Origin of the sequence: Streptomyces sp. DH41, from assembly GCF_029813785.1 — a bacterium.
GTDB lineage: Bacteria > Actinomycetota > Actinomycetes > Streptomycetales > Streptomycetaceae > Streptomyces.
The window spans coordinates 64,364-89,904 of the sequence record NZ_JARVKY010000009.1 but is presented as its reverse complement, the minus strand read 5'-3'; the positions used below and the strand labels follow the sequence as shown (position 1 = coordinate 89,904).

The window sequence follows — 25,541 nt, the reverse complement described above, 5'->3', positions numbered from 1 at the left end:
TCCGTCCTCCATGGTTTCGCGGGGCGTGTTGGTACGGCGCCCGACGGCGCGCGTCCGTCAGTTCGGCCGCAGCGCGGCCTTGTCCACCTTGCCGGAGGCGTTGCGCGGGAAGGTCCCGAGGACGACGACCTCGCGGGGGACCTTGAAGTTGGCGAGCCGTTCGCGGCAGTGGCCGATGAGGGTCTCGGGGTCGGCCCCGGCACCCGGGCGTGCCGTCACGTACGCCCGTCCGACCTCACCGAGCCGCGCGTCGGGTACGCCGACCACGGCGGCCTCCGCCACGGCGTCGTGGCCGGTGAGCACCTGCTCGACCTCCGCCGGGTACACGTTGAAGCCGCCGACCACGAACATGTCCTTCGAGCGCCCGGTGACGACCAGGTTGCCGCGCTCGTCGAAGTGGCCGACGTCGCCGGTGGCCAGCCAGCCGTCCGCGTCGACGGCCGCCGCGCTCGCCGCCGGGTCGTCCAGGTAGCCGAGCATCACGTTGTAGCCGCGGACCATGATCTCGCCGTCCCGGCCGGCGGGCAGCGGGCGCCGGCCGCCGTCGGTGATCCGCACCTCGACGCCGTCGATGGGACGGCCGGCGGTCAGCGCCACGGTCTCCGCGTCGTCGTCCGCGGAGCAGACGGTGACCGTGCCGCAGGACTCGGTCAGGCCGTAGGCGGTGAGCACCTCGGGGAAGAGTTCGGCCCGCATGCGCCGGACCAGCGCGACCGGTACGACGGCGGCCCCGGTCACCGCGAGGCGCAGCGACGACAGGTCGAAGAGCTCTCTGCCCGGCGCGTCCAGGAGTTCGGTGTAGATCGTGGGCGGGCCGGGCAGGACGCTGATCCGCTCGGCCTCGACGGCGGTCAGCGCCCGCTGGACGTCGAAGACGGGTTGCAGCACCATCGTCGCGCCCCGCAGCAGGCAGGCCAGGATGCCGGCCTTGTAGCCGAAGCAGTGGAAGAGCGGGTTGATGATCAGGTAGCGGTCCTCGCCGGTGAGCCCGGTCCGGGCGGACCAGGCCCGGTAGGTGGTGAGGTTCTGCCGGTGGGTGGTCAGGGCGCCCTTGGGCCGGCCGGTCGTGCCGGAGGTGAAGAGCAGGTCGGACGGGTCGTCGGGACGGACGGACGCGGTTCGGACGGTGACTTCCGCGTCCGGCAGGTGGGCGCCGTAGGTGAGGAAGTCGTCCCACGGCAGGGTGCCGGGCCGTTCGGTGCCGTCGAGCGTGACCACGCGGGCCAGGCCGGGCAGGGACGGCACCGGCCGGGTGTCGTCGCCGGACCTCTCGCCCTCGCGCTCGCCCCCGACGTCGCCGTCGCCGTCGCCGTCGCCGTCGCCCAGCATGGCCAGGTAGTCCTTGCCGAGGAAGCCGTTCTCGACGAACAGCAGCCGCGCTCCGCCGCGCTCCAGGAGCCAGCGTGCCTCGGCGCCCTTGTAGCGGGTGTTGACGGGGACCAGCACCGCGCCCGCCGACACGGCGGCGAGCGCGGCCACCACCCAACGGTGACTGTTCGGTGCCCACACGGCGATCCGGTCGCCGCGCCGGGTACCGAGCGCGAGCAGCGACTTCACGGCCGCCCGCACCTCGTCGCGCAACCGCGCCCAGGTCAGCCGCACGTCGCCGTCCACGACGGCCTCCCGGTCCGCAGAGCGGACCGCGGCGAGGTCGAGGGCGCCGGGGATCGTCAGTGGGTGCTCGGTCTCGCTCATCTGCTCTCCGGGAGGGGACGGCGTACGCGGCCGGTACGGAGGTGTGCGGGCCGGCGGCGCGTGCGGGGTGAGGTGCGGTGCGGTGCGCCGATGCCGTCAGGAGGACGGGGGCAGCAGCCGCTTGGACGCCTCGTGCGCGTCGAGGACCAGCTCGGCGCGGGGGAAGCCGCTGCGCTTCTCGGCCGTCCCGGCGTTCTCCCCGGCGACCCGCACCGGTCCGTCGGCGAGGTGCTCCAGGCCCTCCCTGGCGACGTCGTCCGGCTCCGCGACCCGGAGGCCGGGCAGGTCCATGCGCAGTCCGGCGCGTTCCATCGCGGGTGTCCGGGTCACTCCCAGGACCAGCTCCAGGACGTGTACGTCGTACTGCCTGAGTTCCAGCCAGAGGCCCTCGGCGAAGACGCGGCCGAAGGCCTTGGCCGCGGAGTAGACACTGATCTGCGCCTGGCCCATGAAGCCGGAGAGGGAGCCGACCAGCAGGATGCCGCCGCGGCGCCGTTCCTTCATCAGGGCGCCGAAGTGGTGGGTGAGGGCGAGCTGCGCGGTGATGTTCAGGTCCAGGACGCCCTGGACTCGGTCGAGGTCGCCGGTGACGAACTCGTGGCCGTAGGTGTTGGCTCCCGCGTTGAAGACCAGCAGGCCGACTTCCAGGCCGTCGGTGACCGTGCGGATGGCCGGCAGGGCGCCGGGGTCGAGCAGGTCGAGGGTGAGCGTGCGCACCTCGACGCCCTTGGCGCGCGCCCGGTCGGCCGTCTCGTGCAGGGGGCCGGGCTTGCGGGCGATCAGGACCAGGTTGATCCCGGCGTCCGCGAGCAGCTCGGCGAAGGAGGCGCCGACCCCCTCGGAGCCGCCCGCGACGACCGCCCACGGCCCGTACACGCTCTTGTCGATCATCAAGCACCTCTCTCAGTCCTGGCCCGGCGGTGCCGTGACCGTAGAACGCGCCCCGTGGGCGGCGCCGCCAAAGATCCCACTGGCCGGGAGCGCCATGTGCCGTACGGCGAGCGAGGCGAAGACCATCGCGGTGCCGATGGGGACGCCGGGGCCCGGATAGACGCGGCCGGTGAAGGAGGCGCTGGTGTTGCCCGCGGCGTACAGGCCCGGTACGGGGCCGCCGTCGGTGCCGAGGACCCGGGCGTGGGCGTCGGTGCGCAGTCCGCCCTTGGTGCCGAGGTCGGCGAGGACGAGGCGGGCGGCGTAGTAGGGCGGCCGGTCGAGCGGGACCAGGCAGGGGTTGGGGCCCGGGGCGTCGCGGGTGTCGGCGAAGAACCGGTCGTAGGAGTCCTCGCCGCGGTGGTGGTCCGCGTCGGTGCCGGTGGCGGCGAAGCCGTTGAAGCGTCCCACCGTGTCGGTCAGGGCGTCGGCCGGTACGCCGATGCGCCGGGCGAGTTCCGGCAGCGAGTCGGCCCGTACCCAGGTGCCGGCCGCGAGGTGCCCGGCGGGGTCGGCGGGTGGCACGGTGATGGCGGGGAGGGCGCCGCCCTCGCGGGAGTCGAAGACGAGGTGGGCGGGCGCGCCGGCGGCGGCGAGGGCCCGGCCCATACGGTCGTAGGGCAGTGACTCGTTGGCGAAGCGCCGTCCGGAGCCGTCGACGACGAGGCCTCCGCGCAGGCCGAGGGTGAACGCGGCAGTGCCGTCCGGCCGTTCGGTGCCGGGGCACCACCAGGCCTCGTCCATGAGCTCGGTGGCGGCGCCGATCCGGACGGCGGCGCGGAGCAGGTCGCCGGTGTTGGTGACCCGGGGCGCCATGGTCCACGCCGCGCCGCCCGGTACTCCGTGCTCGGCGCGCAGCGCGTCGTCGCCCTCGAAGCCGCCGCAGGCCAGCAGCACGCCGAGCCTGGCCCGCAGCGTGACCGTGCCGTGCGGGGTCTTCGCCTCGACCCCGGTCACCCGGCCGTCCTCGGTGAGCAGCCCGGTGACGCGGTGCCCGGTGCGCACCGTCGCGTTCCCGGTGCGGGTGGCGGCGAGCAGGAGGCGGCCGATCAGGGCGCGGCCCGCGGTCAGCGGCGCGTCCGGGTGGCCTTGGCCGGCCCGGTCCCGGTCGACCGCCGGGCGGACCAGGGGCAGCAGGTCTCCCAGGCGGTCCGCAGGCAGGTCGAGCGGGACGAAGGAGCGCCCGGCGTCCATCCGGCCGGGCGCGGCGACGTAGTCGGGGAAGGCGCGCCACTCGAACTCCACGGCCGGGTCGGACTCGAGCCGGGCGACCAGCTCGGGCGCGTGCCGCAGGAAGGCCTCCCGGTGTTCCGCCCCGGCGTCGCCGACGAGGGCCCGCAGATAGGCGCGGGCCGCCTCGGTGGAGTCGCCGAGGCCCGCCCGTTCCTGGACCTGGGTGCCGGGCAGCCAGCAGGCGGCCCCGGAGTACGCGGAGGTCCCGCCGAGCAGCGCGGTCCGCTCCAGTACGACCGTGTCGAGGCCGTCGGCGGCTGCCGCCAGGGCCCCGGTCAGCGCTCCCGCGCCGGACCCGACGACGATCACGTCGTGGATGGCGTCCCCTTCTCGTCGGCCGTCCCGCATGGTTGCTTCTCCTGCCGCTCGGTGGTGTGGGGCCTCAGCAGACCGCGCGGACGGCGGCCGGGGCGGGAGCGGTCCCACTGACCGGTACGGCGTTGCGGTCGCCACCTGACGTGGCGGCGCGCCGCGCGTATTGTCGGAGGCCGTTGACGTGAACCGAGCACCTGGAGGGGAGAGCGTGCCCAGAATCGCCGAGGCCAGGGCGGGGGCCGAGCCCAGTTCGCCCCGGCAGCACGCACGCCGGCAGAGCATCCTGAATGCGGCTGCGGAGATCGCGGCCCGGACGGGACTCGAGCGGGTGCAGATGCACGAGGTGGCCCGGTCGTCGGGGGTGGCGATCGGCACCCTGTACCGGTACTTCCCGTCGAAGACGCACCTGTTCACGGCGGTGATGGCCGACCAGATCCAGGGATTCGGGGCGAAGCTGCCCGACCGGGCGGCGGACACCTCGCCCGAGGACGCCGTGTTCGAGACGCTGGCCGGGGCCACCCGCAAGCTGCTGCGCCGGCCGGCACTCGCCACCGCGATGATCCAGTCGGCGAACGCCGCCCGCGCCTCGACCGTCCCGGATCTCGCGCGGGTCGACACGGGGTTCCTCGACCTGCTGCTGCGGGCCTGGGACGTCGAGCGGCCCACGGAGCACCATGTCGCCCGGCTGAGGTTGCTGACCTTGCTCTGGTACGGCGTGCTGCAGTCCCGGCTCAACGAGCGGATCACCCCGGAGGAGGCCGACGCCGACCTGCGGATGGCCTGCCGGCTGCTGCTCGCGCCCGAGGCGGACGCGGACTGACCCGGCCCGCGCGGCGGTCGGGCCGGGTCAGCCAGGTGGTCGGGCCAGTGCTCGGGCAGACGGTCAGCTCGCGGGGGGCTGCTGCGTGCCCGTCGTGTCGAGTCCGGCGACGCTGTACGCCGCGTAGGTGCGGTACGGGTCGCGGCCGCTGAAGTACGGCGTCAGCTGGGCGTCGAGCTCCTGAGGTGTGAAGGTCCCGTCGGCGGCGGTGAACTTCCGTTCCACGGTGGGCGGTGCGAGCAGGGCGACCATGTCGCCGTAGACGACGAACACCTGTCCGTTGATCTCGTCGGCGGCCGGTGAGGCCAGGTGGGCGACGAGGGTGGCGACCCGCTCGGGAGCCATGATGTCGAGGCCGCCCGGCGCGTTCACACCCTCGCCGAAGGAGTCGGCGGTCATGGCGGTGCGGGCGCGGGGGCAGATGGCGTTGGCGCGCACCCCGTAGCGGGCCATGCCCTGGGCGGTGGCCAGGGTGAGCGCCGTGATGCCGGCCTTGGCGGCGGAGTAGTTCGGCTGGCCGGGGGCGCCGAAGAGGAAAGCCTCGGAGGAGGTGTTGACGACCCGGCCGTAGACGGGGCCGCCGGAGGCCTTGGAGGCCGCGCGCCAGTGCACGGCGGCGGCGCGGGAGAGCCCGGCGTGTCCCTTGAGGTGGACGCGGATGACGTCGTCCCAGTCGGACTCGGAGAGGTTGAACAGCATCCGGTCGCGCAGCACGCCCGCGTTGTTGACGACGACGTCGAGGCCGCCGAAGGACTCCACGGCGGCCCCCACGAGGCGGTCGCCCATGGCCCAGTCCCCGATGTCGCCGGTCACCGCGACCGCCTGCGCGCCGAGGGCCTTGATCTCGGCGGCCACGTCCTCGGCCGCCGGGCCGACGTCGTTGACCACCACGTTGGCCCCGAGGCCCGCGAGCGCGAGCGCCTCGGCACGGCCGAGTCCCGCCCCGGCACCGGTGACGACGGCGGTACGTCCCTCCAGGGTGTTCGTCGCGCTCATGCTGCCTCTTTCCGTGTTCCGTCGAGCAGTTGGATGTGCCGACAAAACTAGTATCAATTCTAGTTTCAGGTCCGGCGGTGTCCCGTTGAGTGGACGTTCGGAGACAAGCGGCGTTCAGACGAAGCCGACCGACACCGAGCCCAGTCCCTCGAACTCCGCCCGGAACTCGTCCCCCGGCCGCGCGTCCACCGCCCGGGTGCACGAACCCGGCAGCACGACGTGCCCGGCCTCCAGACGCACCCCGTAGGACGCCACCTTGCGGGCCAGCCAGGCGACGGCCTCGGTCGGGTCCCCCAGCACCGCGCTGGTGTCGCCCCGGGCGATCTCCTCGTCGCCCCGGTGGAGCACGGCCGCGATGTCGGCCAGATCCAGGTCGGCCGGGCGCACCCGGGCGGAGCCCAGGATCACGCCGGCGGACGACGCGTTGTCGGCGATGGTGTCGGCGAGTTGGATCTTCCAGTCCCGGATCCGGCTGTCGATGAGCTCGATGCTCGGGACGACGTACTCGGTGGCGGCCAGGACGTCCGCCGCGGTGCAGCCCTCGCCGGGCAGGCCGCGGCCCAGTACGTACCCGATCTCGACCTCGATCCGCGGATAGCAGTAGCGGCCGGTGTCGACGGGTGTCCCCTCGGACAGCACCATGTCCGAGAGCAGGTGGCCGTAGTCGGGTTCGTCCACGCCCATCATCCGCTGCATGACCTCGGAGGACAGTCCGACCTTGTGCCCGTGGACCGTGAGGTTCTCCTCCTTCAGCTGCCGGCGGATGTTGAGGAGCTGGATCTCGTACGCGTCGGTGGCGTCGATCTCCGGGTATGTGCTGGTCAGCGGGTCGACCGGAGTCCGGTCGCGCTGTGCGGTGCGGAGCAGTTCGGCGGCCTCGGCACGCTGCGCGGCGTCAAGCATCGGGGGTCTCCTCACGGTTCTGTGCGGCGTCGGCGGGAGCGAAGCGGGCACGGCCGCCGGAGAGCACCGTGCGGTCGTCTCCGGCGGCCGCCTCGAAGCGGACGCCGGCGCGGTCGTCGTTCCAGCCGCGCAGGGCGAGCCGGTCGCCCGGGAAGACGGGCGCGGCGAACCGGGCCTCCAGCTCCAGCAGTTCGGCGGGGTGCGCGCCGAGGGTGTCGGCGAGCGGCAGCAGCGTGGCGGCGAGGGTGCACAGTCCGTGCAGGAACGGCCGGGGCATGCCCGCCGCCTTCGCGGCCTCCGGGTCGATGTGCATGGCGTGCCGGTCGCCGAGCAGCCGGTAGAGGGCAGCCTGCCGGGAGTGCGTGGCCACGGTCGGCCGGTGCTCGGCCGGCCGGTCCGGCCGGCGCGGGGCGGACGGGCCGCGCTCACCGCCGAAGCCGCCGCTGCCGGGGGCGAAGAGGGACCAGGTCGCGGTGAAGCGGTCGCAGGACACCTCGACGTCGAAGACGGCGGCGGAGCCCTTGTCCCACACGTCGGCGACCCGTGCGGACATCGTCAGTTCACCGGCCCGCTCCAACGGGGCTGTCACCTCGAGGCGTTGACTGCCGTGCACGGCGGTGGTGACGTCGAAGGCGCCGAGTGCGCCCAGTGCGTCGGGCGCCCACTGGGCCAGGGTCAGCGCGAAGGTGGGCAGCACGCGCAGGCGTTCCTCGTAGACGAGGTCCAGCCGGTCGGCGGGGGCGCCGACCGCGAGGGCGTACAGGATCGCGTCGCGCGCGGTGTAGGAGACGGTGCGGGTACCGAGGTCGTGGCCCTGCCACGGGGAGGCGGTCATCGGTCGGCTCCCAGGATCAGGCCACTGGTGGGGACTCCGGTACCGGCGGTGACCAGGACGTGGCCGACGCCGTCCGGCTGGTTCACGGAAGTGCCGCGGATCAGCCGGACGCCCTCGGCGATGCCGTTCATGCCGTGCAGGTAGGCCTCGCCGAGCTGTCCGCCGTGGGTGTTGAGGGGCAGCCTGCCGCCGACTTCCAGATGGCCGTCGGCGATGAAGTCCTTCGCCTCTCCCGGCTCGCAGAAGCCCAGTTCCTCCAGTTGGGGCAGGACCAGCGGGGTGAAGTGGTCGTAGAGGACGGCCGCGTCGACGTCGTCGGGGCCGAGGCCGCTCTGTCCGTACAACTGCCGCCCCACCAGGCCCATCTCGGGAATGCCTGTGATCGTCGGCCGGTAGTAGCTGGTCATCATGTGCTGGTCGGCGCCGAGCCCCTGTGCGGCCGCGTCGATGACCGCGGGCGGGTGGGGCAGGTCGCGGGCGCGTTCGGCGGAGACGATCACCAGGGCCTGGCCGCCGTCGGTCTCCTGGCAGCAGTCGAGGAGCCGCAGCGGCTCGGCGATCCAGCGGGAGTCGCGGTGGTCCTGGAGGGTGATGGGGCGGCCGTGGAACCAGGCGGCCGGATTGTTCGCGGCGTGCTTGCGGTCGACGACGGCCACCCGGCCGAAGTCGTCGGTGGTGGCGCCGTACTCGTGGAGGTAGCGCCGGGCGAACATGGCCACCCACTGGGCCGGGGTGCTCAGTCCGAACGGGGTCATCCACGCGTAGGCGGCCCGGTCGGCGGTGGTGTCCATGGGTCGGGCGGCCTGGCCGAGTCCGTAGCGCTCGCCGGAGCGTTCGTTGAACGCCCGGTAGCAGACCACCACGTCGGCGACTCCGGTGGCGACGGCCATCGCCGCCTGCTGGACGGTGCCGCATCCCGCCCCGCCGCCGTATCCGACGCGGGAGAAGAACGTCAGGTCGCCCATGCCGGTGTTGCGGGCGACGTGGATCTCGGAATTGGTCTCGGCGGTGAAGGTGACCAGGCCGTCCACGTCGGCGGGCGTCAGTCCGGCGTCGGCCAGGGCGGCCAGCACGGCTTCGCAGGCGAGCTGGAGCTCGCTGCGGCCGGAGTTCTTGGAGAACTCGGTGGCGCCGATGCCGGCCACGGCCGCGGTCCGGGCGAACCGACCGGGGCTCATCGGGCCTCCCCGGGCAGGCGTACGGTCACGGTGCCGGTGACGTGGGCGCCCAGGCTGTTGGTGCCCTCGACGGCGATGTCGACGTGGCGGTTCTCGTCGTGCTTCGCCGTGACCGTGCCGGTGAGCACCATGGTGTCGCCGGGGTGGTTGGGGGCGCCGAGCCGGATGCGGAGGGCCTTGACGACGGCGGCCGGGCCGGCCCAGCCGGTGACGTAGCGGTCGACCAGGCCGTTGCTGGTCAGGATGTTCATGAAGATGTCCTTGGAGCCCCGCTCGCGGGCGAGTTCGGGGTCATGGTGCACGTCCTGGTAGTCGCGGCTCGCGAGCGCCGTGGCGACGATCAGGGTGCGTGTCACCGGGATGGGCAGGTCGGGGAGTACGTCGCCGACGGCCACCTCGCCGTAGGTACGGCTGGTGGGGAGCGGCGCGGGAGTGTCCGGCCGTGTCATGAGGCCACCGGCCCGCTCGTCAGCAGGGCGCCGAGGCGTTCCAGGTCCGCGCCCGCGCCGCCCAGGGTGGTGGAGATCTGCTTGCCCCACAGGAAGTGGCGGTGCACCGGGTAGTCGATGTCGACGCCGATGCCGCCGTGCACGTGCTGGACGCGGTGGACGGTGTTCAGACCGCCCTCGGTGGCCCACCACTTGGCGACCAGCGCGGCGCGGTCGGCGTCCTTCGCGTCGAACGGCTCCGTCTGCGCGTCGACCGCCTGCCACAGCGTGACCCGCATCGCCTCGATGTCGACGTAGCAGTCGGCGAGCTGGTGCTGGACGGCCTGGAAGGTGGCGAGCGGACGGCCGAACTGCTGGCGTTCGCGCAGATGGTCGGCGGCGTGACGCAACGCCCCGGCGGCCACCCCCACCTGGACGGCGGCGAGCGCCACGAAGGAGTCGCGGACCAGTGCGGCGACGGTGCCGTCGCCGGGTGCGCCGACGGGTGCGCCGGGTACGCCGTCGAGGGTGAGATGGGCGCTCAGGTCGTGGCTGGTGGTCTCGGCGTGCTCCCAGGTCGCTCCGGGCGCGTCCGACGCGACCAGGAACAGGCCGGGGCCCGCCGCCGTGGTGGCCGTGACGAGGACGTGCCGGGCACCGGACGGCGCCGGCACCACGGCCTTGGTGCCGGTCAGCCGCCAGAGCGCGCCGTCGTGCGCGCCGTCGTGCGGACTTTCCGCCGGGCCGTCCTGCACCGCCGTCGTCCGTGGTGCGAGCGGGTCGGCGGGGCCGAACTCCTCCAGGGCCAGGGTCACCCGACCGTTGCCCTCCGCGAGGACGGGCAGCAGTTCCGCCCGCTGTCGCGCGGTGCCGTGGGCGGCGACGGCGAGCGCGCCGGCCAGCGCCGGCCACAGCGGCACCGGCGCCACCCGCCGGCCCTGCTCCTCCAGCAGCACGGCCACCCCCGCCATGCCGAGTCCGGCGCCGCCGTCCTCCTCGGGCAGTACGGCGGCGAGCAGGCCGGCGGCCGCGAGATCGGCCCACAGGGATGCGTCGACCCGGGTCGGCGAGGTCTCCACCTCGCGCAGCCGCTCGGGCGTCGCACGGTCGGTGAAGATCTCCCGCGCCAGGTCACGGACGGCTTCGAGCTCTTCTCCCAGGGAGAAATCCATCAGGGCGCCTCCGTCGGGGCGGGCCGGAACACCGGCAGGGTCAGATCGGGGTCGGCGTCGAGCCAGTCGAGGACCACGGGCATGTCGATCGCGACGTCCTCGGGCGCGACCCCGGTCAGGTTGGTGATGAGACGGGTGCCCTCGGCGAGTTCGACGACCGCGACGACGAGTGGGTAGTCGAAGGCCGGGTGCCGGGGGTGGTGGTTCACGACGTAGCTGTGGACGTGGCCGCGGCCGGAGGCCTCGACGGTGTCCCACTCCAGCGAGTTGCACTCCGGACAGCAGGGGCCCGGCGGGTGGCGCAGTGCGGAGCAGGCGGCGCAGCGCTGGATGAGCAGCCGGTGCCGCTTCGCGCCGTCGAAGAAGAAGGCGTTGTCGCGGTTGACCGCGGGGCGCGGACGCAGGGCCGGAGCCGGGGCGGGGTCCGTCTTCGCGGTCGGCTCGGGATCCGTCTTCGCGGTCGGCTCGGGCGCCGGGCGGAAGCGGAGGGTCCGCCAGCGCTGCGTGGCGACGGTCTCGCCGTGCTGGTCGGTGTACGTCTTGAGGGTGGTGACGAACCGTCCCGTGCCCAGGCCGGTCCGCTTCTCCGCCGAGATCGACTCCACGGTCTCGCGGACGGCGACGTGGTCCCCGGGCGCCAGCTCCCGCAGGAAGGTGAACTCCGAGTCGGTCGCCACCACGGAGGTGTAGCCGCCTTCGTCGAGCAGGTCGACCAGCTCGTCGAAGCCGTCCCGCCCGGCCGCCGGGGCGACGGTGGCCGCATAGCCGCGCATCGTCCAGGCCTGGACCATCGACGCCGGTGCCACCACCCCCGCCCGTCCGGTGGCACGGGCCGCCTCGGCATCGGTGTAGACGGGGTTGGTGTCGCCCATCGCCTCCGTCCAGTGCCGGATCATCGGCTGGTTGACGGGGTCCTGCGCCGGGGTGACGGCGCGCAGTTCGCGCCCGGCGAAGGCCCGCAGCCGCTCCTCGTACGCACGATCGGGCGTGGTGCCCTGTTGTCGCCCGGTCATGCGCCACGCCCCTTGCGGGGCAGCCCGAGCCCTTGGGTGGCGACCATGTCCCGCAGGATCTCGTTGACGCCGCCGCCGAAGGTGTTCACGATGCCCTGCCGGGAGAGCTGCTCGACCTGCCCGGCGAGCACCGCGCCGGGCGACTCGGGCCGGATGCGCCCGGCGGCGCCGAGGATCTGCGTCAGTCCGCGCTGGACGTCGATGTGGGTCTCGGTGCCGTAGGCCTTGGCGGCGCCCGCGTCGGCGCCGGTCAGGGCGTCGGCGGCGACGGCCGCGGTCATCTTCCAGTTCATCAGCCGCATCGCCTCCAGCCGGGCGTGGGTGCGGGCGAACTCCTGCCGTACCCAGGGGATGTCGGCGGTGCCGTTCTCCTTGGCCCAGTCGAGGACCCGCTCCCACAGCTGGATCATGCGGCCGCCGAGGGCGGCGAGGCCGATGCGTTCGTGGTTGAGCTGGGCGGTGATCAGCCGCCAGCCACCGTCCACCTCGCCCACCACGTCCCCGGCCGGGACGCGTACCCCGCTGTAGTACGTGGCGGTGACGACCATGCCGCCCACCGTGCGGATGGGGCTCCAGGAGAAGCCGTCGTCGGTGGCGGGCACGATGAGGATGGAGATGCCCTTGTGCTTGGGGGCGTCCGGGTTCGTGCGGGCGGCGAGCCACACGTAGTCGGCCGTGTTGGCGCCACTGGTGAAGATCTTGCTGCCGTCCACGACGTACGCGTCACCGTCCCGGACCGCCCGGGTGGTCAGCGAGGCGAGGTCGGTGCCGGCCTCGGGCTCGGTGTAGCCGATCGCGAAGACGATGTCGCCGGAGAGGATGCCGGGCAGGAACCGCCTGCGGTGTTCCTCCGACCCGTGGGCCATGAGGGTCGGGCCGACGGTGTTGACGGTGACGAACGGGAAGGGCAGGCCGGCCCGCTGTACCTCGTCGAAGAACACGTACTGGTCCTCGACCGGCCGGCCCTGGCCGCCGTACTCGGTGGGCCAGCCGATGCCCAGCCAGCCGTCCGCGCCGAGCCGTTTGACGACCTCGCGGAAGCGGTCCCCGCCGACGCCCTCCTCGCCGACGCGACGGCGTTCGTCCTCGGGCATCAGGCCCGCGAAGTACGCCCGCAGTTCCCGCCGCAGCTCTCGGTGCGCGGCGCTCTCGCGCAGTTGCATGTGTCGTTCTCCTTGGTTGTCACCGGCGGGCGGGCCGGGGCCGACGGACGTGGGCGACGTGGGCCCTCAGGGCAGGAAGCGACCGCGCCCGTTGGCGAGGAACTCGGCGCGCAGCGCGGCCTTGTCGTCGTCGGTCATCGGCACGTACACGGGCTCGCCCCGGCCTGCCCAGCGGTGCACCGGGTCGTCGGTGCGCCAGCCGTCGAGCTGCATCTCCTTCTTGCGCAGCTTGTTGGAGCCGGTGGTGGGCAGCGCGTGCGAGACGCGGACGAAGCGGGGGACGCCCTTGGAGCCGAGGTCCTCCTGGCGGGCGAGGAATCCGGGCAGGTCGAGGTCCTCGAAGAGGGTGCCGTCGGGGATCTCGACGGCGGCCATGACCTGGTCGCCGGAGCGCGGGTCGGGTACGCCGAAGACACCGGCGGCGACGACACCCGGGTGCCTGCGCAGGACGCGCTCGGTGAGCAGGGCGGAGATGTTCTCGCCGTCGACGCGGATCCAGTCGCCGGAGCGGCCCGCGAAGTAGAAGTACCCGGCCTCGTCCACGTAGCCGAGGTCACCGGTCCAGTACCAGCCATGCCTCACGCGTTCGGCGTTCGCTGCCTCGTTGTTGTAGTAGCCCTCGAAACGGGCCGCGCCCTCCGTGTCGACGATCTCGCCGATGGCCTCCTCCGGGTTGCGCACCCGGCCGTAGGCGTCGAGCAGGGCGGGCGGGCAGGTCCGGCGGGTCGTGGGGTGCACGATGCGGACGCCGGCCCGGGCGGGCACGCCGAGCGCGCCGGCCGGCCCGTCGGGTACGCGCCTGAGCATGCCGGCGCCCTCGCTGGAGCCGTACCCCTCGACGAGACGGCAGCCGAACCGGCCGAGGAAGCGGTCCGCGTCCTCGGGTGAGGCCTCGGTCCCGAAGGCGTGGGTGAGCGGGTTGTCGGCGTCGTCCGGCGTCTCGGGGCGGGCCAGGATGTAGCCGATCGCCTTGCCGACGTACGTGAAGTAGGTGGCGCCGAAGTGGCGGACGTCGGGGAGGAACCCGGATGCGGAGAACTTGCGGGTGAGGGCGACGGTGGAGCCCGCGGCGAGGGCCGGCGCCCACAGCGCCATCAGCGCGTTGCCGTGAAACAGCGGCATCGGGCAGTAGCAGGTGTCGTCGCGGGTGATGTCGTACTTGGCGCTGTTGGCGGCGCCGAGCGCGGCGAGCCTGCCCTGCGAGCAGATGGCCGCCTTCGACGTGCCGGTGGTGCCCGAGGTCAGCAGGAGCAGCATCCGGGTGGCGGTGGTGATGTCCGGGGCGGCGCGCACGGGTGCCCTCCCGGTGTGGGCGGCGAGGCGGCTCGCGTGGTCGGGGTCGTCGACGACGAGGAAACGGTCCCGCTTCACGCCGATGTCCAGGCCGTCCAGCAGGTCGAGTCCCGCCCGGTCGGTGACGATCAACTGGCAGTCGGTGTGGCGCACCTCCCGTTCGAGTTCGGCGCCTCGGCGGGTCGGGTTGATGCCGACCACGGCCGCGCCGGCGAGGGCGGCGGCGCCGAGCCAGAAGACGTACTCGGGCACGTTGTCCAGGAGTACGCCGATGTGGAACGGCCCCTCGGTGCGCAGTTCGCCGGCCCAGGCGGCGCGGGCGGCGCTCTCGGTGACCACCTGGTCCCAGGTCCAGGTCCGTTCGCGGGTCAGCAGGCCCGGGTGGTCGTCCCCGGCGCGGGCGAGCAGCAGGTCGGCAATCGTCTGGTGTGGCAACGTCGGTCCCTCTCACCCGGTGGACGGGTTTCCCGATGTCGGTACGGTGCCGGGGCGCTGGTGCGCCCGGCGTTCCGTGGTGGTCGTGAGGCGCCCTTCGGGCGGCGCCCGGTCCCTCCTGCCGTCGGCGACGCTAGCCGCGGGTGGGCTGTCCCGGGCCTGGGTGATCCCGCTGACCGGGAGGGACGCGGGTACGCGCCGCCGTCGACGGCGGTGTCAGTCGAAGTTGGCCTGGCCGCCGTCGAGCGGCACCGTGGCACCGGTCAGGTAGCGGGCGTCCGGTCCGCACAGCATCGCCACGGCGCGCCCGATGTCCCGCTCGCAGTCGCCGACGTAACCCAGCGGGATGGACGCGCAGAACTCCGCGGCCTCCTCGGGGTGGGTGTCCTGCCACTTCGCGTAGGCGGGCGACACGGCGTGCGGGGCGATGGCGTTGACCCGGATTCCGTCGCGGCCCCACTCGTTGGCGGCGGCCCGGGTGAGGGTGCGCAGCGCGGACTTGGCCGCCGCGTAGGCGCCGTAGGTGCTCAGGTCCCAGCGGACCATGGCCGAGGTGACGAGGTTGATGACGACCCCGCCGTTCCGCTTCAGGTACGGGTGTGCGGCCTTCATGAAGGTGAACGCCGCGAACGGCCCGCTCTCGAAGCCCCTGCGGAACTGCTCGTCGCTCAGCGACAGGAGCGGGCCGTAGCAGCCGGTGTAGGCGTTGTTGACCAGGATGTCGATGCCGCCGAAGCGCTCGGCGACGGTCTCGACGACACCGGGTACGCGGTCCGTGTCGAGCACGTCGAGGACGAACGGCTCGGCCTTCGCTCCCCTGGCGCGCAGCATCTCACAGGTGGTCTCCAGCGTGGCCGCGGTCCGCCCGAGGACGGCGACCGAGGCGCCCTCGGAGGCCAGGGCGAGGGCTATGCCCTGCCCCACGCCCTGGCCGGCGCCGCTGATGACCGCGACCTTGCCGTCGAGGTTCCGTACCGGGTGTCCCATGGCGGCGGCCTCCTTCGTCAGCTCGGTCGGGGCAGTTGCTTGTTGATGAACAGTCCCTCCGCGGTGACGCAGACCCGGCCACCGGCCGATATCTCGCCGGCCGTGCGGATCCGTGAGCCGTCCACCGAGACCTGCCGTCCGGTGACGGTGAGGGGTTCGAACAGCGGGGTGGGCCGCAGGTAGCGCAGGGTCAGTTCGGCGGTCATCCCGGAGGGGCCGGCCCAGTGGTTGGCCACGCCCAGGGTGTGGTCGAGGAGCAGGGCGGAGACGCCGCCGTGGACGTGTCCGGGCGGTCCCTGGTAGGGGAGGTCGAGCGTGACGGTGCCCTCGATGGAGCGGTCCTCCTTGCCGTGCAGGGACAGCGGCGGTGCGAGGGCGTTCTCCGGGCCGGTGACGGGGTCGTGCCGGGTGACGCCCTCGCCGCGCCACATCTCGGCGAGGCGTTCCTCGACGGTGGGCGCCTTCTCGGTGAGTCGGTCGGTGAGGGCGTCGAGGCGGGCGGCGATCGCGGTCATGTCGGCGCCGCTGCCGTCGCCGGCGCGCAGCAGCGCGGTGACCAGGCGGCGGGCCGCGGTGACGGCGGCGTCCACACCGTCGCGGCGCGGCTCGGCGACCAGACGGGGGCCGGTGGCCGGTTCGGGGGACGCTTCGGGAGCGTTCCCGGGGGTTCGTTCGGTGGCCTCGTGGGCGGGGACGTTCATGACCGCACCGTCGCCGTCGCGTGGGTGAGCACGGGCGCGCCGTCGCGTTCCGGGCAGGCGGCGTGCAGCAGGAGCCGCTCGGTGCCGTCGTCCGCCGGTGGTCCGTCGCGCCAGACGGACGTCGCGATCGACTCGCCGGGGACGAGCGGGCCCGCGAAGCGCACGGCGAGGCCGGTCAGGCGGGTGACGTCGCCGTCGAGTACCCCGTCGACCAGGGCCTTGGCGACCAGCCCGTAGGAGGCGAGTCCGTGCAGGATCGGCCGCTCGAAGCCGGCCGTCCGGGCGAACGCGGGGTCGGCGTGCAGGGGGTTGAGGTCGCCGTTGAGCCGGTACCACAGCGCCTGCTGGGGTGCGGTCGCGGTGGTGAGCACGGTGTCGGCGGGGCGTTGTGGTGCCGCCCAGTGCTCCTCCGGTCCGGGGTCCTGGCTGAAGCCGCCCTCGCCGCGTGCCCAGACGCGGGTGGTCGTGGTCCACAGGGGTTCGCCGTCGGGGCCCGTGGCCGCGGACTCCAGCACGACGAGCGCCGCCTTGCCCTTGTCCCACACCTCGGCGACACGGGAGCGGAGCGTCGCGGTGCCGGACGCCGGCAGGGGCCGGTGCACCTGAAGTCCCTGGCCCGCGTGGAGTACGGCACGCAGGTCGACGTCGATGCCGGGCATCCGAGCGCCCGGTGCCGGTGCCTCGCCCGCGGAGATCCCGGTGCCGGCCACCAGGGCGAAGGTGGGCAGTACGGTGAGGCCCTTCTCGTAGGTCAGGTGCGGCTCGGGGTCGGTGGCCGCGGCGGCACCGGCGCCCAGGCTCAGGTGGTACAGGAGGACGTCGCGCGTGGTCCAGCGGATCTCACGGACGGACGGGTCCGCGCGCAGCGCCTTGTCGCGGTCGATGGGCATGGTCAGCCTTTCCGGGTGGGCTCGGGGTCGCGGGGCAGGCCGAGGAGGCGCTCGCCGATGATGTTCAGCTGGACCTCCGTCGTGCCGCCGGCGATGGACAGGCAGCGGGAGTTGAGGAACATCCACATGGCGTCGTGGCGCTCGCCCTCTCCGGTCAGCGCCGCGGTGCCCTGCCAGTCCACGCAGGTCTCCCAGACCCGCTGCTGGTGTTCGACGCCGAGCAGTTTGGCGATGGACGCCTCCGCGCCGGGCTGCTGTCCGGAGACGGTGCGCAGGGTGGTGCGCAGGGCGAGGAGGGCGCCGGACTGGGCGTCGCAGAGGTGGCCGCCGAGGGTGGTGAGGCGTTCGTCGTCCAGGCCATCACAAGCGGCGGCGATCTCCAGCAGGGTCTCGGCGCCGGAGCCGACCGAGTCGTGGGAGAGGGCGACACGCTCGTTGGCGAGGGTGGTGCGGGCCAGCTTCCAGCCGTCACCGGGGGCGCCGACGAGCAGGTCGTCGGGGACGAACACGTCGTCCAGGAACACCTCGTTGAACTCGGACTCGCCGGTGATCTGACGCAGCGGCCGGATGTCGAGGCCCGGGCTGGTCATGTCGAGGAGGAAGTACGAGATGCCCTTGTGCTTGGGCACGGCGGTGTCGGTGCGGGCGAGCAGGACACCCCAGTGGGCGTCGCGGGCCATGGACGTCCACACCTTCTGCCCGGTGATCCGCCAGCCGCCCTCCACCTTCTGGGCGCGGGTGCCGAGACCGGCGAGGTCCGAGCCCGCGCCCGGCTCGCTGAACAGCTGGCACCAGACGATGTCGCCGCGCAGACTCGGTGCGAGGAACCGCTCCTGCTGGGCGGGGTCGCCGTGCGCGATGAGGGTGGGCACCACCCAGCCGCCGATGATCATGTCGACGGGGGTGAGGCCGGCGGCCTGGAGTTCCTCCGCGATGACGAGTTGGGTGACGGGGTCGGCGCCCTTGCCCCAGGGGGCGGGCAGGTGCGGCGCGGTGTATCCGTGGTCGGCGAGGTGGGTGAGGCGCTCCGTGCCGTCCAGGGCGGCGGCTGCCCGCAGCTCGGTGCGGATGTCCTCGCGTACGGCCTCGGCCTCCGGCGGCAGTTCGACGCCCAGCTTGCGGCGGGTGCCGTCCAGGGCGAGGCGGGCGACGCGGCGGCGCCAGTCGGCGGCGGGACCGAGGGTGATGCGCAGGCTCTGGGCGCGGCGCAGCGCGAGGTGCGCGTCGTGCTCCCAGGTGAAGCCGATGCCGCCGAGGACCTGTACGCAGTCCTTCGCGGTGACGAACGCGGCCTCGACGGCGACCGCTCCGGCGAGGGCGGCGGCCAGTGACACCTCACCGGAGTCCGCGGCACCGTCCGGATCACCCGCGCGGGCGGCGTCCCAGGCACAGGCACGGGCCTGTTCGGCGTGCGCGAGCATACGGGCGCAGAGGTGTTTGACGCCCTGGAACTGGCCGATCGGCCGCCCGAACTGTTCGCGTACCCGGGCGTAGCCGGCGGCGGTGGTCACGCAGCGGTCGGCGATGCCGGAGGCCTCGGCGGCGAACAGGGTCGCGGCGAGGTCCCGGGGGCGCTGCGGGTCGAGGTCGAGGAGGTCGGCGGCCGGGACGGGCACCGAGCGTGCGGTCACGCGGGAGGAGCGGCGGGTGAGGTCGTGGCTGCGGACGTCGGTGGTGTCCACGGCGGCGCGGGGCAGCACGAGCCAGCTGACACGGCCCCCGTCGGCGGCCGGGAGCACGAACACGTCGGCGAGGTGACCGCCGACGACGAGTTCGGACGTGCCGGTCACGGTGACCGTGCCGTCGGCGGCGCGGGTCAGCGTGAGGGTGCCGGCGGCGAGTCCGACCGCGCCGACGGTGGTGCCGGCGGCGAGCGCGGCGAGGTAGGTGCGGTGTCCGGCGGTGTGCAGGACGGCGGAGGCGAGCGTCGTGGGCAGGAAGGGACCGGGGGCCATGGCGCGCCCCAGCTCCTCGGTGACGACGGCGAGTTCGACGAGGCCGTACCCGGCGCCGCCCGCCTCCTCGGGCAGGTGCGGTCCGAGCAGCCCCTGCTCGGCGAGGCCGCTCCAGTGGTCGGGGAGGGTCTCCTTGTCGGCGTCGGCCGCCGCGCGGAGGGTGGTCTCGGTGATGTGCCGGGTGGCGAAGGCGCGTACGGCGTCGCGCAGGTCGCGGTGCTCCTGGGTGAGCCCGATGGTCATGACGGCTCCTCAGACGCGTTCGATGACGGTGGCGGTCGAGTGCGCTCCGCCGGCGCACATGGTGATCAGCGCGGTGGACTTGCCGGTGCGCTCCAGTTCGTGCAGGGCCTGGGTGATGAGCCGGGCCCCGGTGGAGCCGACGGCGTGGCCTAGGGCGATGGCGCCGCCGTTGACGTTGACCTTGTCCAGGTCGGCCTTGTGGACCTGTGCCCAGGACAGGACTACGGAGGCGAAGGCCTCGTTGATCTCGACGAGGTCGATGTCGTCGAGGGTCATGCCCGCCGTGCGCAGCACCCGTTCGGTCGCGGCCACGGGCCCGTCGAGGTGGTAGTAGGGGTCGGAGCCGACCATGGCGGAGGCCACGATCCGGGCGCGCGGGCGCAGCCCCTCACGGGCGGCGCGCTCCCGGCTCATCAGCAGGACGGCGGCGGCGCCGTCGCTGATCTGGGAGGAGTTGCCGGCGGTGTGGATGCCGTCGGGGAGGACCGGCGCGAGGGCGGCGAGGGCCTGAGGGGTGGTCTCGCGCAGCCCCTGGTCGCGGGTGACGGGGGCGGTCTCGCCGATAGGCCCCTCGGAGCCGACGACGGGGGCCTCGACGTCGATGATCTGCTGGTCGAAGCGGCCTTCCGCCCAGGCCCGGGCGGCCTTCTGCTGCGAGGCGAGGCCGAGAGCGTCGGCGTCGGCGCGGGTGATGCCCCGGTGCCGTGCGATGCGCTCGGCCGCGGTGAACTGGTCGGGCATGTCCAGGGACCAGCTCTCCGGCACGGGGACGCCGGTGTCGGGGGTGAGCGCCTTGCCGAGGAAGACGCGGCTCATCGACTCGACGCCGCAGCCGATGCCGGTCTCGATCGCACCGGCGGCGATCAGGCCGGCTACCAGGTGCACGGCCTGCTGGGACGATCCGCAGGCGCAGTCGATGGTGGTGCAGGCGGTGGTGTGCGGGAGCCCGGTGTGCAGCCAGGCGGTGCGGGTGACGTTGTTGGACTGCTCACCGGCCTGGGTGACACAGCCCCCGATGACCTGTTCCACGGTGTCGGGGGCGATGCCGGCGCGCTCCACGAGGCCCTTCTGGGCGAGCCCGAGGAGTTCCGCCGGGTGGAGTCCGGACAGGACACCGCGGCGCCGGCCGACCGGTGTCCGTGCGGCTTCGACGATGACGGCCTCGGTCATGGCTCTCCGTAGGGGGTGAGGGGCCGTGGGGCCCGGGACTGACTGACGCTCGAAAAACTAGAATTCGTTCTGGAAACAGACAAGGCCCAGTCCCGCTCAGTGGCCACCCGTGGTCGACCGTGGTCGACCTTCGCCGCCCGCGACCGCCCCCGCGGCCACCCGGAGACGCACGGCTTCCCTTGCGCGCCCTCAGATGTGCGACCCGCCGTCCACCCGCAGCTCGGCCCCCGTGAGGTACCCCGCGTCCCGCGACGCCGCGAAGGCGATCACCCCCGCGATCTGCTCCGGCTCGGCGGCGCCGAAGGGGGAACGGATCCGCTCGTAGTACGAGGTGTCCAGCTCCGGCGGCAGCACGTGCGGCCCCGCCAGCGGTGTGGCGACCGAGCCGGGCGAGACGGGCACGACGCGGATCCCGCGGTGCGCGACCTCGGCGGCCAGGGAGAGCGAGAAGCCGAGGACGGCGCCCTTGGAGGCGGCGTAGGCGGTCATGTACGGATTGCCGTGCGACGCGGCCGACGAGGCGACGTTGACGATGACGCCGGTGCGGTCCGGCAGGAGGGGCAGCGCCTCCCGGCAGAACAGGGCGGTACCGACGGCGTTGACCGTGAAGAGCCGTTGCAGGTCGGCGACGGTCAGCCGGTCGATGGGCGTCGTGCGGTGGATACCGGCCACGTTCACCAGTACGTCGATGCCGCCGAGTTCACCGGCGGCCGCCCGCACGGCGGCCACCACCGCTCCCTCGTCGGCGACGTCGGCGACGTGGGCCGTGATCCGCCCGGGACCGGAGGCGGCGGCGACGGTCTCGGCCAGGCCCTCGCCGGACAGGTCGACGGCGAACACGGCCGCGCCCTCAAAGACCAGCCGCAGGGCGGTGGCCCGCCCGATGCCGGACCCCGCCCCGGTGAGCAGGACGTTCGCGCCCTCGAAACGGTTCAAGACGACTCCTCGCTGGTGCGCATGCCGACGGACAGGGCGGCGGACTGTACGCCGCCGGGACGGACGCCGCAGGCCCGGTCCCACCGACCGGGACGGGCCCCTCGTACGCCCGCGACCACCCGGTTCCGGTCAGTGGGACACCCCCGGGTGGCCGGCGGTGTCCGCGCCTACCGTCCGGACCGTGGAGACCACGCGTCCTGAGGGGATGAGAGCAACGTGAGCGCAGTCGAGTCAGCACACGACGACGTCAGGGCCATCGAGGCGGCCGCGGCACCCACCCGCTTCGCACGCGGCTGGCACTGCCTGGGCCTCGCGGAGAAGTACAAGGACGGCAAGCCGCACTCGGTGCGGGCCTTCGGCCAGAAGCTCGTGGTGTTCCAGGCGGGCGACGGCACCCTCAACGTCCTGGACGCGTACTGCCGGCACATGGGCGGCGACCTCTCCCAGGGCACGGTCAAGGGCGACCAGGTCGCCTGTCCCTTTCACGACTGGCGCTGGGGCGGCGACGGCCGCTGCAAGCAGATCCCGTACTCCAAGCGGGTCCCGCTGCGCGCCCGTACGGCGGCCTGGCCGACCCTGGACCAGGACGGCATGCTCTTCGTGTGGAACGACCCGGAGGGCAAGCCCCCGCCCCCGGACGTGACCGTCCCCCGCATCGAGGGCGCCACCAGCGACGAGTGGACCGACTGGCTCTGGTACGAGACCGTGGTGGACGCCAACTGCCGCGAGGTCGTCGACAACGTCGTGGACATGGCCCACTTCTTCTACGTCCACTACTCCTTCCCGACGTACTTCAAGAACGTCTTCGAAGGGCACACCGCCACCCAGTACATGCGCGGCACCGGCCGGCCCGACGCCCGCCCCCAGGAGCAGGACGGCAAGCCGAAGACGTCCGGCAGCGACTCGGTGGCCTCGTACCACGGCCCGTCCTTCATGATCGACGACCTCACCTACCACTACGACACCGGTGACGTGCAGTCGGTCCTGATCAACTGCCACTACCCGGTGGACGCGAACCGCTTCGTGCTGCAGTACGGCATCGTCGTCCGGCGCTCGGAGTCGCTGTCGGCCGAGGCCGCCGACGAACTCGCGGCGGGAATGGCGCAGTTCATCAAGCTCGGCTTCGAGCAGGACATCGAGATCTGGAAGAACAAGACGCGGATCGACAACCCGCTGCTGTGCGAGGAGGACGGCCCGGTCTACCAGCTCCGCCGCTGGTACGAGCAGTTCTACGTCGACGCCGCCGACGTGACGCCGGAGATGACCGACCGCTTCGAGTTCGAGCTGGACACCACGCGGCCCGTCGAGGCGTGGCAGAAGGAGGTCGAGGCGAACCTCGCCCGCAGGGCCGCCGCCGTCGAGAGCCGGCCGGTCTGATGCGGCCCGGCAGCCGGCTCGCCCACCGGCCCGACCACCGGCTCACCGACGGGGCGCCGATGCGTCCGCTGGCCTGCGACCGGTGTGCCGCCGAGGTCCTGGTGCGCAAGAGCAGCTGGCAGCAGACGAGCGTGCAGTGGAACGCGCGGGCCACGGCGGCCTGCGCGGAACGCGACCCGGCCGGCGGCGCCTTCGAGGGCTGCCGGTCCCTGCGGGACACGATCCGCGAGGCCGCGCTGCGCGGCACGATCGAGGTCGTGGACGGCGGCGAGCAGCCCACCGCTGTCGCCGACCGGATCCCGTAGCACCGGGTCCGGCCCCACCGCTGTCCGCCGGGTCACGTCCCCCGGGCCCGGCGGACGTGACGGGAAGGAGGCCGGGTACGCGCCCCTCGCGTACCCGGCCTCCTTTCCGTGTGCCACTCCCCCGCGCCCTAGCCGCGCGCCGCCGCCACTCCCGCCCGGCGGCCGAAGAACGTGCCGTCGCCGAGCGACGTACCGCTGACGTATCCCTCGCCGTGGATGCCGGAGGCCGCCCGGCCCGCGGCGAACAGGCCGGGCAGGACGGCGCCGGACACGTCGAGCACGGCACCGTCCACGGTGGTGCGCAGCCCGCCCAGGGTGAAGCCGGCGACGCCCGTCCCGGCGCCGGCGCCGGGGCGCCCGCCCTGGTGGAAGCCGGCCCTCGGGTCGACGGCCGCGAACGGCCCCTTCAGCGGGCGGAGCCAGCGCGGGTCCTTGTGGAAGTACGGGTCCTGCCCGCGCGCCGCGTACGTGTTGTAGGTGGCGACGGCCGACTCCAGGGCGCCCGGCGGCATGCCGAGTTCGGTCTCCAGCTCGCCCAGGGTCTGAGAGACGAACCGGGGGACGACGCCCCAGCGTTCGCGCTCGGGGACCGACTCGTAGCCCTCCTCGTCGACGATCACCCAGTAGGGGGCGGGCTGGGTCAGCACGGCGGCGACGCTGAACAGGCCCGGGTACACGTCCTCGTTGACGAAGCGCTGCCCGTGCCCGTTGACCAGCATGCCCCGGACGGCGAGGGCGGGCAGCGCGGTCAGGGCCAGCTCGACCGTGCCCATGCGGCGGGTGGCGGCGCCGAGCGCGGCGGCCATCCGGATGCCGCTGCCGTCGTCGAGTCCGTCGCTGACCCTGCCGTGGGCGATCAGGTGCGGGGCGTGGTCGGCGAGCATCTCCTCGTTGTCCGCGAAGCCTCCGGTGGTCAGCACCACTCCCCCGCGCGCCCGGTACGCCAGGTCCTCGCCGTGCCGGCGGGCGGTGACGCCGACGACCCGGCCCGCGTCGTCCACGATCAGCGCCGTGGCCAGGGTGTCGGCGTGCGCCACGGCGCCCGCGCCCTCGGCGGCGGCGACCAGCTTCTCCATCACCAGCCAGCCGCCGTAGGCCTCGGTGGCGCAGCGGTGGCCGCGCGGTGCGGGCCGGGCGATCTCGTTGTACGGCCAGGCGTTCTCGCCCAGCCACATCAGGCCGTCCCGGGTGGTCGGCATCCAGGTGGGAGCGTCCCACAGGGTGGGCTCGAAGGTGAGGCCGCGGTCCACGAACCACTGGAAGTGGGCCGCGCTCCCGTCGCAGTACAGGCGCAGCTTGTCCTCGTCGGCGTGCGGGCCGAGGGCCGCCTTGAGGTAGCCGAACATGTCGTCCGGGCCGTCCTCGAAACCGCAGGCCTTCTGCACCTCGGTCCCGCCGCCCAGGTACAGCTCGCCGCCGGAGAGCGCCGACGACCCGCCGGGGCCGCCCGCCCGTTCCAGGACCAGGACGTCGGCGCCGGCCGACGCGGCCTCGAACGCGGCGGCGGCGCCCGCGCAGCCGAAGCCGACGACCAGCACGTCGGTCTCGGCGGCGTAGTGGGTGACGTCCCGGGCGCGGACGGGTGTCACCGGGCGGGATCCGCTCACGTGTCGGACCCGGGCCGCGGGGCGAAGGCGGCCAGCGGCTCGGAACCGGACCAGTCGTGGCCCCAGTAGCTGTCGGCGGTGATCTCCTCGGCGGTGTAGTGCCGCTCGTCGACGCGCATCCCCTCGCAGCCGTACTCGATGTCCCAGCCGCCGGGGGCGCGCACGTAGAAGGACACCATCTTGTCGTTGGTGTGCCGGCCCAGCGTGGAGGAGAGCGAGAAGCCCTGCCTGCCCACGTTGTCGAGGGCGCGGCCGACCGCGTCCAGGGTGTCCACCTCGACCATCAGGTGGACGAGGCCGGGTTCCCCGCTGTGCGGGGCGGGGCAGACGGCGAGGCTGTGGTGGCGTTCGTTGACTCCCATGAAGCGCACCCGGCGGGGCGGGGCGTCGGGGGCCTGGCCGCTGAGCCGGATGCCGCCGCGCGGCAGGAAGCCGAGCACCTCGGTGTAGAAGGCGACCGTGTCGTCCATGGCGGTGGTGGGCAGCACGACGTGTCCCATGCCCTGACCGCCGGTGACGAACCGCTGCCCGAGGCCGGTCAGTACGGGGCTGTGGTCGAGGATCGGGGCGAAGAACACCTCGACGGGCACGCCGGCCGGGTCCTCGAAGGCGATGGCCTGCTCCACGCCGCGGTCGTCGGCCTCCTCCTGGCTGAGCAGCTTCACGGCCGTACCGGACGCCTCGACGGCGCGGCCGACCGCGGCCAGCGCGAACTGGTCCCGTACCTCCCAGCCGACCGACAGCACCCGGTCGCCGTCCCCGGGCAGGACGACGAGCCGGGCGCGGCGCTCGTCCATCCGCAGGTACAGGCCGTCGGGCTCGGGTCCCGTGCCTTCGGCGAACCCGAGGGCGTCCACGGTGAGTTCGCGCCAGCGGTCGATGTCACGGGTCTGGACCCGGAGATATCCGAGCCCTCGGATCTGCGTCATGTGTTCCACTTCCTCGTCCTCGGGGCTTCGTC

23 protein-coding genes are annotated in these 25,541 nt (G+C 73.5%); 3 read left to right on the top strand and 20 right to left on the bottom strand.

Translation table 11 applies throughout. From position 1 onward, the window contains the following. Window positions 1–57 precede the first annotated feature (57 nt). The 3 genes from QC283_RS16930 to QC283_RS16920 all read right to left on the bottom strand — a co-directional run bounded on the left by QC283_RS16930 (window position 58) and on the right by QC283_RS16920 (window position 4,206). Window positions 58–1,695 (bottom strand): AMP-binding protein, encoded by a 1,638-nt coding sequence (locus QC283_RS16930; RefSeq protein WP_279562358.1) that lies wholly within the window; start codon window positions 1,693–1,695, stop codon window positions 58–60. Window positions 1,696–1,791: 96 nt separating this feature from the next. Next, complete coding sequence (locus QC283_RS16925) at window positions 1,792–2,586, bottom strand: SDR family NAD(P)-dependent oxidoreductase (RefSeq protein ID WP_279562357.1); 795 nt, start codon at window positions 2,584–2,586, stop codon at window positions 1,792–1,794. A 12-nt stretch (window positions 2,587–2,598) separates the two neighbouring features. Further along, window positions 2,599–4,206 (bottom strand): FAD-dependent oxidoreductase, encoded by a 1,608-nt coding sequence (locus tag QC283_RS16920; RefSeq protein ID WP_279562356.1) that lies wholly within the window; start codon window positions 4,204–4,206, stop codon window positions 2,599–2,601. A gap of 175 nt (window positions 4,207–4,381) precedes the next feature. On the opposite strand from QC283_RS16920, the gene QC283_RS16915 reads away from it, so the two are divergent. Next, window positions 4,382–4,993, top strand: coding sequence for a TetR family transcriptional regulator (locus QC283_RS16915; RefSeq protein WP_279562355.1), 612 nt, complete (start codon window positions 4,382–4,384; stop codon window positions 4,991–4,993). A gap of 63 nt (window positions 4,994–5,056) precedes the next feature. Here the strand turns inward: QC283_RS16915 and QC283_RS16910 are convergent, their stop codons facing one another. From QC283_RS16910 to QC283_RS16840, 15 genes are all read right to left on the bottom strand, one after another. Then, window positions 5,057–5,989 carry a 3-oxoacyl-ACP reductase gene (locus QC283_RS16910; protein ID WP_279562354.1) on the bottom strand — a complete coding sequence of 311 codons (933 nt, stop codon included), beginning with the start codon at window positions 5,987–5,989 and terminating at the stop codon, window positions 5,057–5,059. A 114-nt stretch (window positions 5,990–6,103) separates the two neighbouring features. Then, window positions 6,104–6,892, bottom strand: coding sequence for a 2-keto-4-pentenoate hydratase (locus QC283_RS16905; RefSeq protein WP_279562353.1), 789 nt, complete (start codon window positions 6,890–6,892; stop codon window positions 6,104–6,106). Next, window positions 6,885–7,727: a MaoC/PaaZ C-terminal domain-containing protein gene (locus QC283_RS16900; protein ID WP_279562352.1), complete on the bottom strand. Its 843-nt coding sequence runs from the start codon at window positions 7,725–7,727 to the stop codon at window positions 6,885–6,887. Before QC283_RS16900 ends, QC283_RS16905 begins: the two co-directional genes overlap by 8 nt. Then, complete coding sequence (locus QC283_RS16895) at window positions 7,724–8,905, bottom strand: lipid-transfer protein (RefSeq protein ID WP_279562351.1); 1,182 nt, start codon at window positions 8,903–8,905, stop codon at window positions 7,724–7,726. The genes QC283_RS16900 and QC283_RS16895 overlap by 4 nt, the downstream gene beginning before the upstream one ends. Then, complete coding sequence (locus tag QC283_RS16890) at window positions 8,902–9,354, bottom strand: MaoC family dehydratase (RefSeq protein WP_279562350.1); 453 nt, start codon at window positions 9,352–9,354, stop codon at window positions 8,902–8,904. Before QC283_RS16890 ends, QC283_RS16895 begins: the two co-directional genes overlap by 4 nt. Next, window positions 9,351–10,505 (bottom strand): acyl-CoA dehydrogenase family protein, encoded by a 1,155-nt coding sequence (locus tag QC283_RS16885; RefSeq protein ID WP_279562349.1) that lies wholly within the window; start codon window positions 10,503–10,505, stop codon window positions 9,351–9,353. The genes QC283_RS16890 and QC283_RS16885 overlap by 4 nt, the downstream gene beginning before the upstream one ends. Beyond that, entirely contained in the window at window positions 10,505–11,518 is a 1,014-nt protein-coding gene (locus QC283_RS16880; RefSeq protein ID WP_279562348.1) for a bifunctional MaoC family dehydratase N-terminal/OB-fold nucleic acid binding domain-containing protein, read from the bottom strand. The genes QC283_RS16885 and QC283_RS16880 overlap by 1 nt, the downstream gene beginning before the upstream one ends. Next, complete coding sequence (locus tag QC283_RS16875; RefSeq protein WP_279562347.1) at window positions 11,515–12,681, bottom strand: acyl-CoA dehydrogenase family protein; 1,167 nt, start codon at window positions 12,679–12,681, stop codon at window positions 11,515–11,517. The genes QC283_RS16880 and QC283_RS16875 overlap by 4 nt, the downstream gene beginning before the upstream one ends. A 66-nt stretch (window positions 12,682–12,747) precedes the next feature. Further along, the gene (locus QC283_RS16870) at window positions 12,748–14,409 is read right to left on the bottom strand and encodes an AMP-binding protein (RefSeq protein ID WP_279562346.1); all 1,662 of its coding nucleotides are present in this window, start codon (window positions 14,407–14,409) and stop codon (window positions 12,748–12,750) included. A 216-nt stretch (window positions 14,410–14,625) separates the two neighbouring features. Continuing rightward, on the bottom strand, window positions 14,626–15,396 hold the full coding sequence (locus QC283_RS16865; RefSeq protein WP_279562345.1) for an SDR family NAD(P)-dependent oxidoreductase: 771 nt from the start codon (window positions 15,394–15,396) through the stop codon (window positions 14,626–14,628). A 17-nt stretch (window positions 15,397–15,413) separates the two neighbouring features. Next, entirely contained in the window at window positions 15,414–16,097 is a 684-nt protein-coding gene (locus QC283_RS16860; RefSeq protein ID WP_279562344.1) for a PaaI family thioesterase, read from the bottom strand. Further along, on the bottom strand, window positions 16,094–16,987 hold the full coding sequence (locus QC283_RS16855) for a MaoC/PaaZ C-terminal domain-containing protein (RefSeq protein ID WP_279562343.1): 894 nt from the start codon (window positions 16,985–16,987) through the stop codon (window positions 16,094–16,096). The genes QC283_RS16860 and QC283_RS16855 overlap by 4 nt, the downstream gene beginning before the upstream one ends. 2 nt (window positions 16,988–16,989) lie before the next feature. After that, a complete protein-coding gene (locus tag QC283_RS16850; RefSeq protein WP_279562342.1) occupies window positions 16,990–19,185 on the bottom strand; it encodes an acyl-CoA dehydrogenase in 2,196 nt (731 codons plus the stop codon). 9 nt (window positions 19,186–19,194) lie between these two features. After that, the gene (locus QC283_RS16845) at window positions 19,195–20,355 is read right to left on the bottom strand and encodes a steroid 3-ketoacyl-CoA thiolase (RefSeq protein ID WP_279562341.1); all 1,161 of its coding nucleotides are present in this window, start codon (window positions 20,353–20,355) and stop codon (window positions 19,195–19,197) included. A 189-nt stretch (window positions 20,356–20,544) separates the two neighbouring features. Continuing rightward, window positions 20,545–21,291 carry an SDR family NAD(P)-dependent oxidoreductase gene (locus QC283_RS16840; protein WP_279562340.1) on the bottom strand — a complete coding sequence of 249 codons (747 nt, stop codon included), beginning with the start codon at window positions 21,289–21,291 and terminating at the stop codon, window positions 20,545–20,547. 216 nt (window positions 21,292–21,507) lie between these two features. On the opposite strand from QC283_RS16840, the gene QC283_RS16835 reads away from it, so the two are divergent. Beyond that, window positions 21,508–22,668, top strand: a complete 1,161-nt coding sequence (locus QC283_RS16835; protein WP_279562339.1) for a Rieske 2Fe-2S domain-containing protein — start codon at window positions 21,508–21,510, stop codon at window positions 22,666–22,668. Further along, window positions 22,668–22,973, top strand: coding sequence for a ferredoxin (locus QC283_RS16830; protein ID WP_279562338.1), 306 nt, complete (start codon window positions 22,668–22,670; stop codon window positions 22,971–22,973). Before QC283_RS16835 ends, QC283_RS16830 begins: the two co-directional genes overlap by 1 nt. 128 nt (window positions 22,974–23,101) lie before the next feature. Here QC283_RS16830 and QC283_RS16825 read toward each other — a convergent pair whose 3' ends face one another. Then, window positions 23,102–24,580, bottom strand: coding sequence for an FAD-dependent oxidoreductase (locus tag QC283_RS16825; RefSeq protein ID WP_279562337.1), 1,479 nt, complete (start codon window positions 24,578–24,580; stop codon window positions 23,102–23,104). Further along, window positions 24,577–25,509 (bottom strand): VOC family protein, encoded by a 933-nt coding sequence (locus QC283_RS16820; protein ID WP_279562336.1) that lies wholly within the window; start codon window positions 25,507–25,509, stop codon window positions 24,577–24,579. Before QC283_RS16820 ends, QC283_RS16825 begins: the two co-directional genes overlap by 4 nt. Window positions 25,510–25,541 lie beyond the last annotated feature (32 nt).

What these genes read in the sequence shown, in the direction of transcription:
- QC283_RS16885 (WP_279562349.1), bottom strand. Translation starts at nt 10,505, where the DNA reads ATGGATTTCTCCCTGGGAGAAGAGCTCGAAGCCGTCCGTGACCTGGCG.
- QC283_RS16895 (WP_279562351.1), bottom strand. Translation starts at nt 8,905, where the DNA reads ATGAGCCCCGGTCGGTTCGCCCGGACCGCGGCCGTGGCCGGCATCGGC.
- QC283_RS16900 (WP_279562352.1), bottom strand. Translation starts at nt 7,727, where the DNA reads ATGACCGCCTCCCCGTGGCAGGGCCACGACCTCGGTACCCGCACCGTC.
- QC283_RS16920 (WP_279562356.1), bottom strand. Translation starts at nt 4,206, where the DNA reads ATGCGGGACGGCCGACGAGAAGGGGACGCCATCCACGACGTGATCGTC.
- QC283_RS16905 (WP_279562353.1), bottom strand. Translation starts at nt 6,892, where the DNA reads ATGCTTGACGCCGCGCAGCGTGCCGAGGCCGCCGAACTGCTCCGCACC.
- QC283_RS16880 (WP_279562348.1), bottom strand. Translation starts at nt 11,518, where the DNA reads ATGACCGGGCGACAACAGGGCACCACGCCCGATCGTGCGTACGAGGAG.
- QC283_RS16850 (WP_279562342.1), bottom strand. Translation starts at nt 19,185, where the DNA reads ATGACCATCGGGCTCACCCAGGAGCACCGCGACCTGCGCGACGCCGTA.
- QC283_RS16820 (WP_279562336.1), bottom strand. Translation starts at nt 25,509, where the DNA reads ATGACGCAGATCCGAGGGCTCGGATATCTCCGGGTCCAGACCCGTGAC.
- QC283_RS16860 (WP_279562344.1), bottom strand. Translation starts at nt 16,097, where the DNA reads ATGAACGTCCCCGCCCACGAGGCCACCGAACGAACCCCCGGGAACGCT.
- QC283_RS16830 (WP_279562338.1), top strand. Translation starts at nt 22,668, where the DNA reads ATGCGGCCCGGCAGCCGGCTCGCCCACCGGCCCGACCACCGGCTCACC.
- QC283_RS16890 (WP_279562350.1), bottom strand. Translation starts at nt 9,354, where the DNA reads ATGACACGGCCGGACACTCCCGCGCCGCTCCCCACCAGCCGTACCTAC.
- QC283_RS16865 (WP_279562345.1), bottom strand. Translation starts at nt 15,396, where the DNA reads ATGGGACACCCGGTACGGAACCTCGACGGCAAGGTCGCGGTCATCAGC.
- QC283_RS16930 (WP_279562358.1), bottom strand. Translation starts at nt 1,695, where the DNA reads ATGAGCGAGACCGAGCACCCACTGACGATCCCCGGCGCCCTCGACCTC.
- QC283_RS16855 (WP_279562343.1), bottom strand. Translation starts at nt 16,987, where the DNA reads ATGCCCATCGACCGCGACAAGGCGCTGCGCGCGGACCCGTCCGTCCGT.
- QC283_RS16875 (WP_279562347.1), bottom strand. Translation starts at nt 12,681, where the DNA reads ATGCAACTGCGCGAGAGCGCCGCGCACCGAGAGCTGCGGCGGGAACTG.
- QC283_RS16910 (WP_279562354.1), bottom strand. Translation starts at nt 5,989, where the DNA reads ATGAGCGCGACGAACACCCTGGAGGGACGTACCGCCGTCGTCACCGGT.
- QC283_RS16845 (WP_279562341.1), bottom strand. Translation starts at nt 20,355, where the DNA reads ATGACCGAGGCCGTCATCGTCGAAGCCGCACGGACACCGGTCGGCCGG.
- QC283_RS16925 (WP_279562357.1), bottom strand. Translation starts at nt 2,586, where the DNA reads ATGATCGACAAGAGCGTGTACGGGCCGTGGGCGGTCGTCGCGGGCGGC.